Annotated in this window: 19 protein-coding genes; 11 read left to right on the top strand and 8 right to left on the bottom strand. The window is 53.8% G+C overall.

Translation table 11 applies throughout. The features are described 5' to 3' along the window. The first annotated feature begins 357 nt into the window (after window positions 1–357). Both cphA and ABD949_RS05135 read left to right on the top strand, forming a co-directional pair. Complete coding sequence (gene cphA, locus ABD949_RS05140) at window positions 358–3,003, top strand: cyanophycin synthetase (protein ID WP_345241267.1); 2,646 nt, start codon at window positions 358–360, stop codon at window positions 3,001–3,003. A 13-nt stretch (window positions 3,004–3,016) separates the two neighbouring features. Then, window positions 3,017–3,913 (top strand): isoaspartyl peptidase/L-asparaginase family protein, encoded by an 897-nt coding sequence (locus tag ABD949_RS05135; protein WP_345241265.1) that lies wholly within the window; start codon window positions 3,017–3,019, stop codon window positions 3,911–3,913. A gap of 69 nt (window positions 3,914–3,982) precedes the next feature. On the opposite strand, the gene ABD949_RS05130 is transcribed toward ABD949_RS05135, so the two are convergent. The 3 genes from ABD949_RS05130 to arfB all read right to left on the bottom strand — a co-directional run bounded on the left by ABD949_RS05130 (window position 3,983) and on the right by arfB (window position 6,007). Beyond that, window positions 3,983–4,543 carry a hypothetical protein gene (locus ABD949_RS05130; protein WP_345241263.1) on the bottom strand — a complete coding sequence of 187 codons (561 nt, stop codon included), beginning with the start codon at window positions 4,541–4,543 and terminating at the stop codon, window positions 3,983–3,985. A gap of 117 nt (window positions 4,544–4,660) precedes the next feature. Further along, window positions 4,661–5,503: a cyanophycinase gene (locus ABD949_RS05125; protein ID WP_345241261.1), complete on the bottom strand. Its 843-nt coding sequence runs from the start codon at window positions 5,501–5,503 to the stop codon at window positions 4,661–4,663. Window positions 5,504–5,602: 99 nt separating this feature from the next. After that, window positions 5,603–6,007, bottom strand: a complete 405-nt coding sequence (arfB, locus tag ABD949_RS05120) for an alternative ribosome rescue aminoacyl-tRNA hydrolase ArfB (protein ID WP_345241260.1) — start codon at window positions 6,005–6,007, stop codon at window positions 5,603–5,605. 125 nt (window positions 6,008–6,132) lie between these two features. Between arfB and ABD949_RS05115 the strand changes: the two genes are divergently transcribed. From ABD949_RS05115 to ABD949_RS05085, 7 genes are all read left to right on the top strand, one after another. Then, on the top strand, window positions 6,133–6,921 hold the full coding sequence (locus tag ABD949_RS05115) for a hypothetical protein (protein ID WP_345241258.1): 789 nt from the start codon (window positions 6,133–6,135) through the stop codon (window positions 6,919–6,921). Window positions 6,922–7,034: 113 nt separating this feature from the next. Beyond that, entirely contained in the window at window positions 7,035–7,400 is a 366-nt protein-coding gene (locus ABD949_RS05110) for a hypothetical protein (protein WP_345241256.1), read from the top strand. A gap of 96 nt (window positions 7,401–7,496) precedes the next feature. Then, window positions 7,497–7,841 carry a hypothetical protein gene (locus tag ABD949_RS05105; protein WP_345241255.1) on the top strand — a complete coding sequence of 115 codons (345 nt, stop codon included), beginning with the start codon at window positions 7,497–7,499 and terminating at the stop codon, window positions 7,839–7,841. 9 nt (window positions 7,842–7,850) lie between these two features. Then, window positions 7,851–8,213: a hypothetical protein gene (locus ABD949_RS05100; RefSeq protein ID WP_345241254.1), complete on the top strand. Its 363-nt coding sequence runs from the start codon at window positions 7,851–7,853 to the stop codon at window positions 8,211–8,213. Window positions 8,214–8,262: 49 nt separating this feature from the next. Continuing rightward, on the top strand, window positions 8,263–8,610 hold the full coding sequence (locus ABD949_RS05095) for a hypothetical protein (RefSeq protein ID WP_345241252.1): 348 nt from the start codon (window positions 8,263–8,265) through the stop codon (window positions 8,608–8,610). Between the two features lie 5 nt (window positions 8,611–8,615). After that, complete coding sequence (locus ABD949_RS05090; protein WP_345241250.1) at window positions 8,616–8,984, top strand: hypothetical protein; 369 nt, start codon at window positions 8,616–8,618, stop codon at window positions 8,982–8,984. Window positions 8,985–9,104: 120 nt separating this feature from the next. Next, a complete protein-coding gene (locus ABD949_RS05085; protein WP_345241248.1) occupies window positions 9,105–10,031 on the top strand; it encodes a 1-phosphofructokinase family hexose kinase in 927 nt (308 codons plus the stop codon). A 53-nt stretch (window positions 10,032–10,084) separates the two neighbouring features. On the opposite strand, the gene ABD949_RS05080 is transcribed toward ABD949_RS05085, so the two are convergent. The 3 genes from ABD949_RS05080 to ABD949_RS05070 all read right to left on the bottom strand — a co-directional run bounded on the left by ABD949_RS05080 (window position 10,085) and on the right by ABD949_RS05070 (window position 13,768). Next, a complete protein-coding gene (locus ABD949_RS05080; protein ID WP_345241246.1) occupies window positions 10,085–11,227 on the bottom strand; it encodes an FG-GAP repeat domain-containing protein in 1,143 nt (380 codons plus the stop codon). A gap of 72 nt (window positions 11,228–11,299) precedes the next feature. Further along, a complete protein-coding gene (locus tag ABD949_RS05075) occupies window positions 11,300–12,808 on the bottom strand; it encodes a CehA/McbA family metallohydrolase (RefSeq protein WP_345241243.1) in 1,509 nt (502 codons plus the stop codon). A 108-nt stretch (window positions 12,809–12,916) separates the two neighbouring features. Continuing rightward, window positions 12,917–13,768: an MBL fold metallo-hydrolase gene (locus ABD949_RS05070; protein ID WP_345241242.1), complete on the bottom strand. Its 852-nt coding sequence runs from the start codon at window positions 13,766–13,768 to the stop codon at window positions 12,917–12,919. A gap of 41 nt (window positions 13,769–13,809) precedes the next feature. Between ABD949_RS05070 and ABD949_RS05065 the strand changes: the two genes are divergently transcribed. Both ABD949_RS05065 and ABD949_RS05060 read left to right on the top strand, forming a co-directional pair. Further along, a complete protein-coding gene (locus ABD949_RS05065; RefSeq protein ID WP_345241240.1) occupies window positions 13,810–14,076 on the top strand; it encodes a hypothetical protein in 267 nt (88 codons plus the stop codon). A gap of 20 nt (window positions 14,077–14,096) precedes the next feature. Continuing rightward, window positions 14,097–14,564 (top strand): PIN domain-containing protein, encoded by a 468-nt coding sequence (locus tag ABD949_RS05060; RefSeq protein WP_345241238.1) that lies wholly within the window; start codon window positions 14,097–14,099, stop codon window positions 14,562–14,564. Here ABD949_RS05060 and ABD949_RS05055 read toward each other — a convergent pair. Both ABD949_RS05055 and ABD949_RS05050 read right to left on the bottom strand, forming a co-directional pair. Beyond that, window positions 14,561–14,854: a putative quinol monooxygenase gene (locus tag ABD949_RS05055; protein WP_345241237.1), complete on the bottom strand. Its 294-nt coding sequence runs from the start codon at window positions 14,852–14,854 to the stop codon at window positions 14,561–14,563. The two genes, ABD949_RS05060 and ABD949_RS05055, sit on opposite strands and share 4 nt — an antisense overlap. A 92-nt stretch (window positions 14,855–14,946) precedes the next feature. Next, complete coding sequence (locus ABD949_RS05050; RefSeq protein WP_345241236.1) at window positions 14,947–16,008, bottom strand: saccharopine dehydrogenase family protein; 1,062 nt, start codon at window positions 16,006–16,008, stop codon at window positions 14,947–14,949. Between the last annotated feature and the right edge of the window lie 107 nt (window positions 16,009–16,115).

Raw genomic sequence — 16,115 nt, 5'->3', positions numbered from 1 at the left:
TGTTGATAACTTCATATCAGAAAAGGTATACTCCATAAACAAATTATCCAGTAAATCTGTTAATTTTCCACCAAACAGATAGAGCAAGATTACATGAAGAAAACCGCTTGGCACAACATCCACCAGCGATTACAGAAGGGCCATTGCCTCAGTACGGCGTAGCAGCCACAAACTCAGGGAGCATTTAATCGTTTTCAGACTACTCAACAACCGAAAAGGAGGAATCATAATACATCAGTCATCTCATAGTCTCATCTATCTGGTTCGCCTGTGAAGAGTCAGGTATCTTTCAGGCTATCGTAGCTCAGGCTACCGTCTTTATAGTACAACAAAACCACTCAACATCTTTCGACGAACATGAAGATTCTGGATATACGCTGTCTGAGAGGGCCTAACTATTGGTCTGTCCGGAAGCACAAGCTAATTGCCTTGCGGCTGGACCTTGAGCAGTTAGAGGAAAACCCCACCAATAAAATCGACGGCTTTTACGAACGGCTCCGCCAGCTAATCCCCAGCTTACACAGCCACGAATGCTCGGAAGGGCGGCCCGGCGGCTTCTTCTTCCGCGTAGAGACCGGCACCTGGATGGGGCACGTCATTGAGCATATCGCCCTGGAAATTCAGACGCTGGCGGGAATGTCCTGCGGTTACGGTCGCACCCGGGGTACCGGTGAGCAGGGTATCTACAACGTTATTTTTGAATTTCAGGAAGAACGGGCAGGGCTATACGCAGCCGGTTGCGCCGTTGACATTGCCCAGGCGCTCATTGCCGGCACACCGTACGACATTGACAAAACGATTGCCGCCTTACGCGACATCGGCGATACCCACCGGCTTGGCCCGAGTACATCCGCCATTGTGGAAGCCTGCGTGCACAAAGGGGTACCATTCCGTCGGTTAGACGAAGACTCCCTGGTGCAACTCGGCTACGGTACCCGGCAAAAGCGTATTGTTGCGGCTGTTAGTAATGAAACCAGTTGCATTGCCACCGAGCTGGCTGCGGACAAAAACCTGACCAAAAAGATCCTGGAAAATGCCGGCGTACCGGTACCAGCCGGAGAAGTTATAACCGACCAGTCGGAACTGAAGGAGGTAATTCAGGGGCTGGGATATCCGGTTGTAGTCAAGCCGCTGGACGGCAACCATGGCCGGGGTGTAACAACTAATATTCAGCGGTACGAAGAAGCCGTTAAAGCCTTCCGTTGCGCCAAATCCCACTCCGAACGGGTGGTAGTGGAGCAGTTTATGCAGGGCAATGATTACCGCATTCTGGTGGTCAATTACAAAGTTTATGCCGTTGGTCAGCGGATTCCGGCCTGCGTCACGGGCAACGGTGTGTCAACTATTCAGGAGTTGATTGATGCCGTTAACCTTGATCCACGCCGGGGTGACGGCCATCAGAACCTGCTGACGCGCATTGAAGTGGATGATGCCACAATGTGTATCCTGAAACAACAGCATCTGACACTGGAATCGGTTTTACCCGCCGGTCAGACGCTGTACCTGAAGAAAACGGCCAACCTGAGTACCGGCGGCACCGCCATCGACAAAACCGACGAGATTCATCCCGAAATTACGTTTATGGCGGAGCGGACGGCCCGCATCATCGGCCTCGACATCTGCGGTATCGATCTGATTGCCGAAGACATCAGCCTGCCGCTGAAGCAGGCCAACGCAGCCGTGATCGAAGTAAACGCCGGACCCGGCCTGCGGATGCATACGCACCCTTCAGAAGGAAAGGCCCGCGATGTAGGCAAAGCCATTGCAGATATGCTTTTCCCCGGTGAGCAGAACGGCCGCATACCCATCATTGCCATCACCGGAACCAACGGTAAAACAACAACGACAAGGCTAACGGCCCATATTGTCCGGCAGGCGGGCTTCAGCGTGGGGTACACCACGACCGATGGCGTCTATATCGGCAACTTCCAGATTGAAGAAGGCGACTGTACCGGTTTTGGCAGTTGTAGTAAAGTGTTGATGGACCCTACCGTCGATTTCGCCGTGCTGGAATGTGCGCGGGGTGGGTTGCTGCGGTCGGGGCTGGCCTTCGATCAATGCGATGTAGGCGTGGTGACCAATGTGGCGTCCGACCACCTCGGCCTGAACAACATTCACACGCTGGAGGATCTGGCTCACGTAAAATCGGTAATTCCGGAGACGGTAAAGCCTGATGGCTATACGGTGCTGAATGCCGACAATGACTATACCTACGATATGCGGAACCGGGTAGAATGCCACGTTGCCCTGTTCAGCACCGACCCCAACAGCGAACGTATACAGGCCCACTGCCAGCAGGGCGGTCTCGCAGCCGTGTACGAAAATGGCTTTGTAACGATTCTGAAGGGGAACGAGCGCTTCAGAATCGAACAGGCCACCAACATTCCGCTTTCCTTTGACGGTAAAGCGATATTTATGGTGGAGAACATCCTGGCGGCCAGCCTGGCAGCCTACTGCCAGGGTATCCCAACCGAGACCATTGCGGAGGGGCTGAGAACGTTTGTGCCGTCGGACCAGAACACACCGGGCCGGATGAACCAGTTTACTTTCAACGACTTTACGGTGCTGGTCGACTATGCACACAACCCGCACGGCCTGCTGGCCCTGGGTCACTACATCAAGCAGGTCGGCACCGGCCCGAAAGTAGGGATCATCACCGGCGTAGGCGACCGGCGCGACGAGGACATTATTGAACTGGGGCGGGTGGCTGCCGGGCTGTTCGACGAGATCATCGTTCGGCTGGACGAAGATAGGCGCGGCCGGGAAGCGGATAATATCGTAAACCTGATCAAAACAGGCATTCACGAAGTGACCTCCGAAAAGAGTATCATCTGCATTCCGGATGAACTGAAAGCCATCGACCACGCGATCCGTCACGCCCGGCCGGGTTCGCTGATCGTACACCTGACCGAAAAGGTAGCGAAGTCCGTTGAGATTGTACGGGGCTTTAAAGAACTGGAGGATAGCTATAGCCGGAGTCAGGAAGTCATGGCAACCATTTAATCTGCATAGTTTTATGTTTGCCATTGCTGTTCACGGCGGAGCCGGTGTTATGAACCGGTCTGAATTATCACCTGACAAAGAAAAAGCGATTCATCAGAGCCTGGCAGATGCGGTAGAGGCCGGCTATCAGGTCTTAGCCAAAGGCGGCCCCGCTCTGGATGCCGTGGAGCAGGCGGTGCGGGTCCTGGAAGATGCCGAACATTTCAACGCCGGCCGGGGATCCGTTTTTACGTCCGACGAACGGCACGAAATGGATGCCTCCATTATGGACGGCAAAACGCTGAAAGCGGGTGCGGTGGCCGGGGTAAAAAACGTCCGCAACCCCATCACGCTGGCCCGGACGGTGATGGATAAGTCAGACTATGTCTTGCTGATGGCCCCCGGTGCCGAGGATTTTGCCCGTCAGCACAACCTGCCGTTCGAACCTGACGAGTATTTCTTCACTCAACAGCGGTATCAGGAGCTGAAGAAAAAGCAATCAGGCGAGGGCGACTCCCGAAAAATAGGGACGGTGGGTGCGGTAGCCCTTGACCAGGCCGGTAATGTAGCTGCCGCTACCTCTACCGGTGGTATGACCAACAAGACCTTTGGGCGGCTGGGCGACAGCCCGGTGATTGGGGCGGGCACCTACGCCAATAACCAGGCTTGTGCGGTATCCTGCACCGGCGACGGCGAATACTTTATACGAGCCGTAGCCGCTTACGATGTCTACTGCCTGATGGTGTATAAAGGATTATCACTCCAGGAAGCATGCCGGGTGGTTGTCCACGAAAAGCTCAAGGCAATAGAAGGCGATGGCGGCCTCATCGCCGTCGACCGCGCCGGTAATCTTGAATTGGCATTCAACTCGGAAGGTATGTACCGGGGATGGCGCAACGACCGGGGTGAAGGCGGAACGGCTATATTTTGAAAGTACGCAAACGCGGTCAGGCCGGTGGCAGTCACAACTACCGGCCTGACCACGTTTCTTACCCTTGATCTAATTGGTCGGAAACGTATAACCCAGCGTAAAATCAGCGGCTCCCGACGATTTACCCTGGAAAATACCGCCACCAATCGCCAGGTTCAGGTAGAAATTACGGCGGTACGTGCGCTGAAAGCCCCAGAGCGCTTCTACCCCAAAGCCGCTTCCGTTGCCGATGGGTACCATATCAGACTCCTCCTTCGCCACGGCGGGCAGAACGTACCGGGTCCGGGCCATCAGGTAGTTGCCGGAGTTGTAGCGAATACTTTTCCCTTTCTCCAGCCGGCGCTCGAAGTTATAAAAGTGCCGGGCCCCTACCGTTACAATCGGGTTAATTGTGTATGAAGAGTAGTATTCCGATTTATTGGGTTCTGCTTTGACTTCCTTCACTTTGCTGTAAGTAGTCATCCGCACCTCCGACACCAGTGTGGTGCGATTGCCCAGGCGCAGTTCATGGATAATGCCCGGTGCAATAAAGGCAGCCCGCCAGACGCTTTTTACGACGCCCGGTTGTGGCGTATCCTGCCCAAAAGTAAGGGCAGGAATGAATAACAGTAAAGCCAGTAAAGTTTTCATACCCTTTGTAGTTTTGATTTCGTATCAAATTTACTACCCGATATGCTGCACTGTTATGACAGCCATAGCCTCACCGGCTGATTTTTCTCAGCAGGTAATTAAAGTAATGACAAAAGGTTACGAAATCTTTTTGCCGCGCAGGGTAAAGTTGTTACCGTGGACGAGCATATGCACCAGCAGGTTTTCAATAAACATATCGTGCCTGACCCCGGCAACCGTCAGGTTAGCCTCTTTGAGGCTTCGGCCATCAATAATGGTCACCAGGCCCGAGCCTATCGTTTCCAGCTTATTTCCTTTGCGGATGATGATGCCGGTATCTTCTTCCAGCCCGATGCCAATATGGGTAGGATTATTGGCTACCGCCACAGCCAGCCGGCGAAAACGGCCCCGCACCAGAAAATGGGTATCGATGATGGCTTCGTGAACCAGACTCAGTCCTTCGTAAAGCGGCACTTCCGGGTTTAAATCAGTAGTCGGCTCAGCACCCGGATAGATCATCAGGTCGGACATGGCCATGGCCCCGGCACTGGTACCGGCAATCACAAAAGGATCCTGCACATAGCGCATATGAATCAGATAGGCAAAGGCGGTATCTTTAAACGCCTTGATCAGGTTGAACTGGTCACCCCCTGAGAACATAATGCCTCCGGCACTGGCAATGCGCTCCAGCATCTTCTCGTCATCGGCCTGCTCTTTGGTGGTAATATGCATTAACCCCACATTCTTGTGGCCTAGTTTCCGGAAAGCCCGGACGTAATTGGGCCCTACCACTTCGGGAATACTTGATGCCGTAGTTACTACCTCGATGGGCGCATCCGGATTGTCGATCTCCTTCACCACCCGGTAAAGGATGCCGGATGTCACGAAATCGTGAATCGTGTCCTGGACGTGTAATGTTTTACGTTTAATCCCTTTATCCTCATTCCCTCCAATTGCAATTAAGGTGCCTTTTACGATCATAGTCCCAGTAAAGCCTTGCCGACCAAACGGTCTGAAGCGATTATAAAAATAGGCGATTCAGAATGTCGCCTGCCATACCTAATGCCCAAACCTATTATTCTAGAAATCAACTTTCCTTCGTGCTTCCTTCACCTCGCCCCGGCGCTTCTTCCCGGCCTTCCGCTCGGCCACCGACGCTTTGGACGGCCGGGTTGGCTTGCGGGGCCTGGGCTTGTCAAAAGCGCTCCTGATCAGCCGGTTAAACTTTTCAATTACTTTCTCCTTATTGTCCAGTTGTGAGCGTTCAGTCTGGTGGTACAGCACCAATTCACCTTCCGTAGTCAGCTTTTTAGCCAGCTTTTCAAATAGAACCGCTTTCTCTTCGTCCGTCAGCAGGGCCGAATCCCGGACGCTGAAGCGCAGTTCCGCTTTGGTTGATACTTTGTTGACATTCTGCCCGCCTTTCCCCCCGCTGCGGGCAAACTGAAACTGCAATTCCGGGTGTAATCGACTGGGGTCTATCATGCCTTTGTATACGTGAACCTGGCGGCAAAACTACAGGATTAGCTACTCAATAAATAATCTACTCGTTCAGTAAACAATCTACGAAAGCGTATGTTCTGGTCTAATACAAAACCGACTCAACGACTATGGCACAAAGTCAATTTGCCACCGCCCTCATCGACGAAACGATCAACACATTCAACGGCAGCGTCACCACCATCTCACCGATGGATGGCATTGCGCTGATCGACAACTGGGTAAGCGCGCTACATAGTGGAGATGCCTCCACCAATCCGGTGGCGAATACCCTGAGCGAACTCAAACTGGAACTACAGAGCGGCAATCCGAAAACGGACCGCATTGAGGATATACTGGACCAACTGGTTGAAGAAACCCGTGGCTTCGCCGACTCGGCCGAAGATAACCAAAGGCCATCGCTCAATATGCTCGCGGCTGCGCTTGATACCTTCCGCAAGCAACTGGCCGGCGAGTCGGGTCCAGCCAATACGGGCGGCAATGCGCCCGGTGGCGGCACGGTATCAGGTATGAGTACCACCTCGGTACGCCAGCCCGGTGCCAATGATGCCGGCAATACCGAGGGCAATGACCAGGATCAGTCCAACGATACCACCTTTATCGACAGCACCCGCAGCGGCACCGTCGATTCACAGACGAACACCAGCAGTACGCCGGGCGGCAATACCGGCGACGAAACCGCCGAGGCCGACGGCAATACCCAGGGCGGTGGCTCCTACGGTTCAGGATACGGTACCGGCAGTACGCAGGAAGAAGGCACCAGCAATTCAGGTACAGAAACCGGAGAATCCAGTGCAACGAAACCCGGCCAGTCGGGCGGGCGTATAGGCGGTCACGGCATTAGCGGTGGCGAGTCGGACGAAGAAACCGGCTCATCGTCCAACTATCCGAGCACCTAGTCAGCCCGGTTAAATACCGGTATTTGACCGTCCGTCTGTTTCCCGGCAAACATCGTCATACCGCTTTAGGTTAATCAATAAATCAGTTTTTGTTATACATACTCAACGATTATATGGCTCATCAACATACGCAGTCAGCCGGCACAACCGCCACGACGCTGATCGATGAAACGATTAAAGCGTTTGACCCGGGCGCTAACGCAGCCACTCCTCAGGAGGGTCTTTCTCTGATAAATGACTGGTTTTCGTCGCTGAAAACGCAACCGTTGGCCGAAGACATGGTCGACATCATGCGCGAATTGCGGGAAGAACTCCAGGGTGGTATGCCAGACAACAAACGGCTGCGCTCACTGCTCGAATCCCTGGCGGACCAGACCGACAAAATTGCTCCGCAGACCGGTGGCGACTATCCATCCCGGCTAACCAGTCTCTCGACTGCGTTGCGCAACTTCGCCGGCCAGCTTTCAACAACAGTTTAAATCTTGTTCCGAGTTTCAGGTTTCATATTCCAGGCGTTAGGGAACTCACCTTAACCTGGAACATGAAACCTGGAACGTAAAACTTCAGATACTATCATGCCTTCAAACGCACTTGAAAATAAGATAATGCTTCGGACGCTCGATTTGATTGAGGGTTCGGAGACCAGCGAAGTAGCTCCGCAGGATGGCGTTTTTCTGGTCGACAACTGGATTAAGGTAGTCGAAGGAAACAACGCAGCCACCATGGTTGAACAGCGGCTGCGGGAGTTGAAGGGGCAACTGCAATTGGCCAATCCCGATCCGGAGCGGATTCGCGGCATTTTGCTCGACCTGTCGGACCACACGGCCCAAATCGGGCAGAGCCGGAACGTAGATGAGAATACGGCGACCGAACTGGAAGAACTGGCCACGGCTATCCGCAAATTTGCTGTTCAACTGTAAGGAACGAGTATGCTGTCACACGAAAAATCGACTGATCTACTGGACGCCACCATGGCTGCGCTGGAGGGAGACCCCTCTTCAGCAGCGCCCCAGGAAAGCAGGGGTCTGTTGGATCAGTGGATAAACGCACTCCGGGAAGGCGAGAATACCAAAGAAGTTGCCGACACGCTGGAACAACTCAAAGGTCAACTAACAACCGATCAGCCGAATCCGGACGAACTGTACCAGACGCTTAAGAATCTGGTCGACAAAACTAAGTTCTTAAGCACGGAGGTTGGCCCGGAAGGCGACTTGTTTACCCGCCTGGAGGGATTAGTTACTGCGCTTCAGCAGTTCAGTGATAAACTCGCAAACTCAGACGCAAATCAGTAACGAAACGCACACGTACCGTTAACATCCATTCACAAAACCCAGAACCTGTATGGAAACCGTTGAACGAGCTGAACATATGCTGGTAGACACCCTGGGTGCCTTTCAGCACGGTACAGAAACGAAGCTGCTATCTGAAAGTCACGGTAAACTCCTGATTGAAGGATGGCTGAACGCCCTGGACGGTAATCTTAACCTGGCTGTCGTCCGGAATACGTTACGGGAATTACGGGACGAACTTAAGAAGCCATCGCCCAACAATAGTGTCATTCACGGCATCCTGGTTAGTCTGGCCAGTCAGGCGCACGAGGCTGCCCGTACGGCTGACACGGAGGAGGTCTGGGCGGCCCGGCTGGAGGAGTTATCGGTGGCTTTGTACCATTTCAGCAGAAACTTTTAATCGCTATGGCCACGCATCAAGAAGCTAATAATTCGGTACAGTCGACACTGGACACCCTCAGACGGGGTGCACAGGGAGATCGTCAGACCGGGGGAATCGACCAATGGCAGGAAATACTCCGCAGCCATGACAAGACGGGCGATGTCTCCCGTTCGCTGGATAACCTGATGAAACAGTTACAGCAGGAGAATCCAAAGGCTGAAGAAATCCAGACGCAGATGGAAGCTCTGGCTCAGGAGCTTCGACTTTTGAGTACCCGAACCGATCTGGGCAGCAATCTGCACGACCAGTTGGGCGAAATGGCGGTTGCCCTGCGCAATGCCAGTATTCAGCTCAACCAGCATTCGGATACCAACCAGCCCAAGGCCAGCTAAGCCGGTCATGTACAGAACCAGTAGAAAAGATGATGCTCGTAAGAGGGCGTCATCTTTTTTATTCGGTGTACCTTTGCTGTAAGTCGGCTGATCAACCATACCAGCCGACCGGGAATCCTCATGATTGTAACCCTCACGTTAAATCCCACCGTTGATACCAGCACTACCATTGACCGTATAGCGGCCGACCACAAGCTCCGCTGCGCCAGTCCCCGCTACGATGCCGGCGGTGGTGGTATCAATGTCTCCAAGGCCATCCGGCGGTTAGACGGTGAATCGCTGGCCCTCTTTACCTCAGGCGGAGCCATGGGCCTGATGCTCCAGGAGCTTGTTGAGAAGGAAGGTATTGAACATCAGATTATCGGCATTGAAGGGCTAACCCGCGAAAATTTCATCATCACCGAAACGTCCACCAATCACCAGTTCCGGTTTGGAATGCCCGGCCCCACGCTCACCCATGCCGAAGCCGAAGCCTGCCTGGCCGCGCTGGAGAACCTTCCCGCCAAACCCGATTACATTGTAGCCAGCGGCAGTCTCCCCCCTGGTATCTCCGAAGACTTCTACGCCATTGTCGCCCGGCAGGCAAAAAAACTAAATGCCCGTTTTATCCTGGACACATCGGGCGAACCCCTGAGAGCGGCCGCCAACGAAGGCGTTTTCCTGCTGAAGCCCAACCTGGGCGAACTCTCCAGAATGGCCGGTGTCGAAACACTTGAAATGAGCGATGTCGACGATGCCGCTATGGAAATCATCAACCGGGGCGACTGCGAGGTGGTTGTGGTTTCGCTCGGGCCGGGCGGTGCCATGCTTGTCACCAGAGACTCCTACGAACATGTACATACGCCAACGGTCCGCAAGCAAAGCACGGTCGGTGCGGGTGACAGCATGGTCGGCGGTATGGTGTATGCCTTGTCACAGGGCCAGTCGTTCAGCGAAATGGTCCGGCTGGGGGTAGCCTGCGGCACGGCCGCTACCATGAACCCCGGCACCGAACTCTTTAAGAAGCCCGACGTTGACCGGCTATTAAACTGGATAAATAACCATTAATGTACGAACCTGGGGGACAAAGCCGCCGTGACGGATCACCACAGGTTCGTTGCTTACGGAATCGTCTGATTCCAGTAGACAAGTACGTTTAGGGTAGCCCGGCCGGAGGCAATGAGATCCAGGTCGCCGTCGCCGTCGAGGTCGGCGGCCTGGAGGTCTTCGCAGGCCATCATCACGCTGTCATCCAGCACCTGCTCCTGCCAGCTGCCATTGGCCTGCGGAACAAACAGACGGACACCTATTTTTTTATCAGCGTTGGGATTCCGCCAGCCGACGGCAATCTGATCTTTGCCCATACGCAGGAAATCCTCAACCACAATGGCGTGTCCCTGGTTCATCTTATCCGTCAGCGTAATCGGGTTGCTTTGGTACACGACCAGTTTATTGCCGTGCATGGGCTCCACGGCCGCCACCAGATTGGGTTTGCCGCGCCGGATCTCTCCAATGCCGTCCCCTTTACCGACCCACTCGCCGGTATCCTGCCACCGACCGTTGCGCCAGGCCACGATCTTGCCCCCTTCTTTGCTGCCGATGACCATACGGGTCTGTGGCCCGTCTTCCCAAATCTCAAAGTTATGGGTCACATGCAAGGTAGAGTCCACGAGGCTGGTTTTCCAGGGACCACGCTGATTCTTCGGAAAGTCGTAAGCCAGGATCTTTACGCCTTTGCCTTCACCGTTTTTGTTTCCGCGCCCGTGCAGCGGTACCACAATGAGCTGATAGCGATTGTTGGCCACCTTAGCCCACTTCATGCGGTGGGTAGTTACCTCATGATGCAGCCGCACCGGCTCCCAGGTTTGGGTAGGGTCTTTCGGGCGAATAAGATAAAACACCGCCCCCGATTTGGTGGTATCGTTGGTTTCGGCGGGGTTCCAGCCGGCCCCCACGGCTACTTCCACTTTACCGTCACCGTCGATGTCGCGGGCCGCAATACAGACATTGTCTTCGGGGGTCAGGTTGCTGGCCATGACGTGGCGCTTCCACGACTCGCCGGTTTTGCTGCCGGGATTGCGGTACCAGACAATCTCTTTCTGATCGGCCATCAGAATATCCGGCTTCCGGTCACCGTCGACATCCCCAATGGCCAGACCATAACCTATGTCTATCTGGTTATCAATGACCTGGATTTTAAACGTTGGACTTTGGGCGAGTGCCGGGCCGGCCACACAGACCAGCAGGAACAGAATCTTTTTCATATGCAGGTTAGGAATAGCAGCTAATACATTGACCGAACCGGGCGTTCGCCCCAGTTGCAGATCAAACGTAACCTATTTCAGCTTTTTGCGCAAGTCATCGATCACCTTCCGTGTTTCATCAATGCGGGTTTTCAGCGCTTTGCGGTAGTACCACGCCTGAAACTCCGGTTTCTGTTGGTCTTTCTCCAACTCCTGCTCCAGTTCGGTGAGGTACTGTTCGCTCAGGGTCAGGTAGCGCTCAGTTGTCTCAGGATTATGAAAACCTCCCCCATCGACCGTCACGTACACCGGTGTGGTGTGGGCAGCCTGCTGCGGTCCGGCAATGCACCGGGCGGCAATCCACATGCCGTGTTGCAGATTCGTCTGGTCCAGTGTTAAGGTCAGATGTTCCGATGACTGACCCGCCTGCCCTTTTGTTACCCGCCCCAGCACCTTATCGTGGCCGATAATCTCCAGTGCCTCCAGCGGCACCTGCGACGAATGGCCATAAGCGTGAGCCGTGATGGTGATATTACCGCCGGCTTTTACATTCAGTCGGTCGCCGGGTATGGCACTGTTTACTTTTAATTCCAATATGGGACCGCTGGATACGAAGGTGTGACCGGCAGCCAAACCAGCCTTCCAGTTCTGGTAGCTAAAAGGTCCATTCAGGTAGGTATAAAACCGGGCGTTGCCGATGCGGGCCGTGCGCTCGGGGGGGCCATGTTCGTGGTCGTGGCCGCACCAGGGGAAATCAGAACCGGCGGTGGCCGTCAGTGGTATACCCAGATCCAGCATGTGGTAGTAATGATCCGTCCGTAGCGGCTGCTCCGACACGCAGAATTGCAACAGTTCCAGCATGTCGACCTTACCCCGCAAACCATCCAGCACCAGACCGCGATAGCCGTGAAAGCTTTCGGCCTGGTGCGCGTACCCTGTTACACCACCCAGTTTATGAATCTGATCGAACACTTTGTCGTACAGGTAGTACTCGTCCCGATAGCGCACCCGGTCCGAGGCTCCGATCCCTACGGCATGACCCACTTCGGGTGTACGTGGGTCTTCCTGGCCGGAGGTCAGCAGATAATCGCCTGTTTGGTAAACGCCCTTTTCTCCCCAGGCATATTGGGGATAATACGTCTCCCAGAAATCGCCCATCCGCAGCAGCACGCCCACCCGGAGGTCTTCGGCCTGTATCCAGTTTATCAGCAGCGGGTCTTCGCGGGGGGAACGCCGGATATGGATATGCCCATCGGCCGAGTACCAGCCCCGTTCGGCCGTGTTAATCCAGCGTGCTATTTTGTATGTCTTCTTCAGCGCTTTTCCGGCTTGGATGACTAACTCATGCGCTTGGTCCAGGTACTCTGGTCCTTTCGAGATAGCGAGCTGATAGCGTCCCGGTGGCAGCGACAACGTAAACGTACCGGGTACGTAGAACGCACTATCCGGTTGAAAACCGTAGCCGTCGGCGTGGTCCCAAAGGCCATACATCACCGCTGCGGCTTCGGGCGGCAACTGAGCTACCGGCCGGTCAGCCTGGGTAAGTCGCACCCGCACCGGCGTAGGTTTACCCGTACCGGCATCGGCTATCGTTACTTCCAAACGACCTGGTTTAGTGGACTGTGCTTCGGCTGAAAAGAAACAGACAACCACTCCGGCAAACGCCCATAGCAAATTCAGTAAAAATGTTTTTTGACTAACCATGGTCGATCATCGGCTGATGGTCACCCGCTCCCCCAACTGCAACACCCGGCAAGGTGTGCCGTATTGCGTACAGGCCTGCACAAAGTCGGCCGGGTCGGCGGTGTTGAAAGCGAACATATCGTAGTGGTGCGGTATCACCAGCCTGGCGCCAATTTCATTACCCAGGCGGGCGGCTTCGTCGGCATTCAGGTTACCAGCAACGCGCCGTTCGGGTTTGTTACCGTTGATGGGCAGAAAAGCCACATCAACCTGAAAGGGTTTGAGAATGTCGACCATACCTTCGTACCAGAGCGTATCGCCGGAGTGGTAAACGGTGTACGGACCAACCTCCACGACAAAGCCCATAAACTTACATCGACCCTGTTCGTCGCGTTCCAGTTCGTTATGAGCCGCCGGCACGCCGTGTACGGTAACGCCCTTAATACTCATCTGCTCGGTATCATTCAGGCCAACGGGAAAGTCATTAGTACAATGCAGCCGGTCAACAACAAACGCCCGGTTCGCTTCCGGAATGATGAATCCGGCCTGCGGACTGGCGTCGAACAGCGGCAGCAGCGTTTCGGCATCCAGGTGATCGGTATGGTTGTGACTGGAGGTAACCACATCGACCATTGTCAGCCGGGCCGGATCGATTACCCGCTCCGACAGACGGACGTGCGGTTTGTCGGTGTGCGCGTATTTATTAGTCAGCGAATCGGAAAGGTACGGGTCAAACAGGATTTGGATACCGGCGTACTGGAGCAGAAAACCGCTCTGACCCAGCCACCAGATATGAAGAGCCTCCGGCTGGGCCAGAGCCGCTTCAATATCGGCTAGTAGCGCGTCGTCCTTTTGGAAGGCAGGAACTAACTGGCTCATGCAAAAATTGGTAGTTTTGTAGGCCAATACTATTCAGAACTATGCTAACTGTCAAAGAAGCAGCCCAAAAAGCGCTGGAATTTTACGAATACATTTATCCAAATATAGAGGGAGCATTAATTGAAGAAATTGAGATGGATGAATCTCAGAGTTTCTGGCTAATTACGCTTAGCTTTCCGGTTACGGCAGAGCAGGGCTCCACGCTAGCTATGTTCGGTAAACAGGCAGATAGACGATACAAAACGTTCAAAATAGACGCCAATAGCGGAAATGTAGTTTCAATGAAGATTCGGGAGCTACAAAGATGACCAGTCAGGACCTCCGCCGAATGGCAGGCGTACTGATTGATACCAATCTTCTGGTTCTCTACTCTGTTGGTTCATATGATAAAAAACGAATTGAAGAGAACAAACGTACCCGCGCCTACACTCCTCAGGACTTTGATTTGTTAATCCGCTTCCTTGCGCTCTTTTCAAAAGTCGTTACCACGCCAAACATTTTAACGGAAGCAAGTAATTTACTAGAAGGGACCTCCTACCAGTATGGACCGCTCCTATCTTACTTTCCACAACAGATTCAAATAGTAGAAGAAAAGTACCTGCTTAGCCATTCCACGATGCAGGCAAACCTTAAAATTTTCACCAGATTTGGTTTGAGCGACACTGTCTCCTATGAATTAGCCAAACAGCAATACCTTGTGCTGACCGACGACCTCGACTTTTGTTATTACTTGCAGGGCAATAACCTTCCGGCTCTAAATTTTAACAACCTACGGACAGACTATCTATTAAGCTAAAGCTCCGTTATCTTCTCCGCCGAAAACGCTACTGGTTTATCGGCAAACAGCACTTTGGTAGCCGCCCAAGTAGTCCGGAACAATTCTGATTGCCGGTAGGCCTCCAGCTCGTCTGCCGATTCCCAAAGGCTGTAGGTCATCCGCACATTCGGTTTATCTATATCCTGCAACAATTCCAGATGACGGCAACCTGGAAAGGTTCGGATTCTGTCTTTCGACTGGTTAAAAATAACCATGAATTCGTCGAGTTTATCAGGCTGAAACGTCATGCGGACAATACGGATGAGCATGAGAGGAATGAGGAAGTTTAGCGTTAGCGGAAGACATCCGGCGGTGATGAGTGGACTGGTGCGTTATAAAGCCACAGCTCTTCATGGCAAATTCAATCCCTTATGTCTTCGCGGGTAGTGTTGGGTACTTCGAGAATCAGGTCAGGACCGTACATGGATGCGGGAGTCTGGTAGCCGGGTTTCCAGTGACCATCCAGCACGTTTCGGGTAATGCGCAAAGCCGCTATGGCGGTCAGGGTGTACCCCTCTGGTCCCTCCAGCCGGGCCTGCACACTGACACCCTGGCTGTTCCAGGCTTTTCCCCACACCAGCGACCGGGCTTTCTGACGCACCTGTTCGTTGGGGCCGGTTAGCGATTTGTCGATGCGCCGTTGGGCAAATCGCTTAAACCAGGGGCTCCCCAGCAGCCAGCTCAGGTAATTCGACAGCTTTGCCGCCCGGATCATGGCGGGCGGAGTCGCCATATAGGTCTCAATGTTCGGAATACGGGTAGTGTAGTAGGCCGTCGATAAGTCACCCCAGGGAATGGTCATGCACATCAGCATTTTGCCGGCTTCAAACGGCACGTGCAGGGTCTTGTGGGCAACAGGTACCGTGACTAGCTTTCCATCTTTGCGGACCATACCTCCCACACCCAGATTTTCGAGTACGGTTGAGGCTGTGCCATGCGACACCTCCCCATCCTGATTATTAATCGCCAGTTGCAGGTGCGTGGCATCCGGCAGCCGCTGCTTCAAATACAACGCCAGACAATCCGTAGGCACCACATCAAAGCCGACGCCCGACATCAGCATGATGTTCTTATCTGTAGCTTGTTGGTGCAACGCTACCCCCTGCTCAAAGACCGGAATTTCACCGGTAATATCCAGGTAATGCGTTCCCGTACGCAGGCAGGCCTGTTGCATCGGCAACGCGGTACGGATAAAAGGGCCGGCACAATGAAGTACCACGGGCACATCCTGAAGTATGGCATCAAGCGCACCTGAATCCTGCAAATCAGCAATCCGATACGGTAACCCATACCGTTCCGCCAGCGGTTTAATTTTCTCCGCACTCCGCCCGGCCAGTATAAGGTTTACGCCGTAGGATCCAGCCAGATCAATGATCAGGCCAGCCGTGTAGCCATTAGCACCGTAGAGCAGGACTTCAGCCATGAGGAGTTAAGAATTAATAGTTAAGACGGGTCCGTCCGGCAGTTATGAGTTTAGCGTTAGGAGTTACGAGTTATCCTTTTTTACCTTTGCCCACCGGAAGAACCAGG

Origin of the sequence: Nibrella saemangeumensis (genome assembly GCF_039541915.1) — a bacterium.
Lineage (GTDB): Bacteria > Bacteroidota > Bacteroidia > Cytophagales > Spirosomataceae > Nibrella > Nibrella saemangeumensis.
The sequence above is the reverse complement of the archived record's forward strand: the minus strand, read 5'-3'. Positions and strand labels throughout refer to the sequence as shown.

What these genes read in the sequence shown, in the direction of transcription:
- cphA (WP_345241267.1), top strand. Translation starts at nt 358, where the DNA reads ATGAAGATTCTGGATATACGCTGTCTGAGAGGGCCTAACTATTGGTCT.
- ABD949_RS05135 (WP_345241265.1), top strand. Translation starts at nt 3,017, where the DNA reads ATGTTTGCCATTGCTGTTCACGGCGGAGCCGGTGTTATGAACCGGTCT.
- ABD949_RS05130 (WP_345241263.1), bottom strand. Translation starts at nt 4,543, where the DNA reads ATGAAAACTTTACTGGCTTTACTGTTATTCATTCCTGCCCTTACTTTT.
- ABD949_RS05125 (WP_345241261.1), bottom strand. Translation starts at nt 5,503, where the DNA reads ATGATCGTAAAAGGCACCTTAATTGCAATTGGAGGGAATGAGGATAAA.
- arfB (WP_345241260.1), bottom strand. Translation starts at nt 6,007, where the DNA reads ATGATAGACCCCAGTCGATTACACCCGGAATTGCAGTTTCAGTTTGCC.
- ABD949_RS05115 (WP_345241258.1), top strand. Translation starts at nt 6,133, where the DNA reads ATGGCACAAAGTCAATTTGCCACCGCCCTCATCGACGAAACGATCAAC.
- ABD949_RS05110 (WP_345241256.1), top strand. Translation starts at nt 7,035, where the DNA reads ATGGCTCATCAACATACGCAGTCAGCCGGCACAACCGCCACGACGCTG.
- ABD949_RS05105 (WP_345241255.1), top strand. Translation starts at nt 7,497, where the DNA reads ATGCCTTCAAACGCACTTGAAAATAAGATAATGCTTCGGACGCTCGAT.
- ABD949_RS05100 (WP_345241254.1), top strand. Translation starts at nt 7,851, where the DNA reads ATGCTGTCACACGAAAAATCGACTGATCTACTGGACGCCACCATGGCT.
- ABD949_RS05095 (WP_345241252.1), top strand. Translation starts at nt 8,263, where the DNA reads ATGGAAACCGTTGAACGAGCTGAACATATGCTGGTAGACACCCTGGGT.
- ABD949_RS05090 (WP_345241250.1), top strand. Translation starts at nt 8,616, where the DNA reads ATGGCCACGCATCAAGAAGCTAATAATTCGGTACAGTCGACACTGGAC.
- ABD949_RS05085 (WP_345241248.1), top strand. Translation starts at nt 9,105, where the DNA reads ATGATTGTAACCCTCACGTTAAATCCCACCGTTGATACCAGCACTACC.
- ABD949_RS05080 (WP_345241246.1), bottom strand. Translation starts at nt 11,227, where the DNA reads ATGAAAAAGATTCTGTTCCTGCTGGTCTGTGTGGCCGGCCCGGCACTC.
- ABD949_RS05070 (WP_345241242.1), bottom strand. Translation starts at nt 13,768, where the DNA reads ATGAGCCAGTTAGTTCCTGCCTTCCAAAAGGACGACGCGCTACTAGCC.
- ABD949_RS05065 (WP_345241240.1), top strand. Translation starts at nt 13,810, where the DNA reads ATGCTAACTGTCAAAGAAGCAGCCCAAAAAGCGCTGGAATTTTACGAA.
- ABD949_RS05060 (WP_345241238.1), top strand. Translation starts at nt 14,097, where the DNA reads ATGGCAGGCGTACTGATTGATACCAATCTTCTGGTTCTCTACTCTGTT.
- ABD949_RS05055 (WP_345241237.1), bottom strand. Translation starts at nt 14,854, where the DNA reads ATGCTCATCCGTATTGTCCGCATGACGTTTCAGCCTGATAAACTCGAC.
- ABD949_RS05050 (WP_345241236.1), bottom strand. Translation starts at nt 16,008, where the DNA reads ATGGCTGAAGTCCTGCTCTACGGTGCTAATGGCTACACGGCTGGCCTG.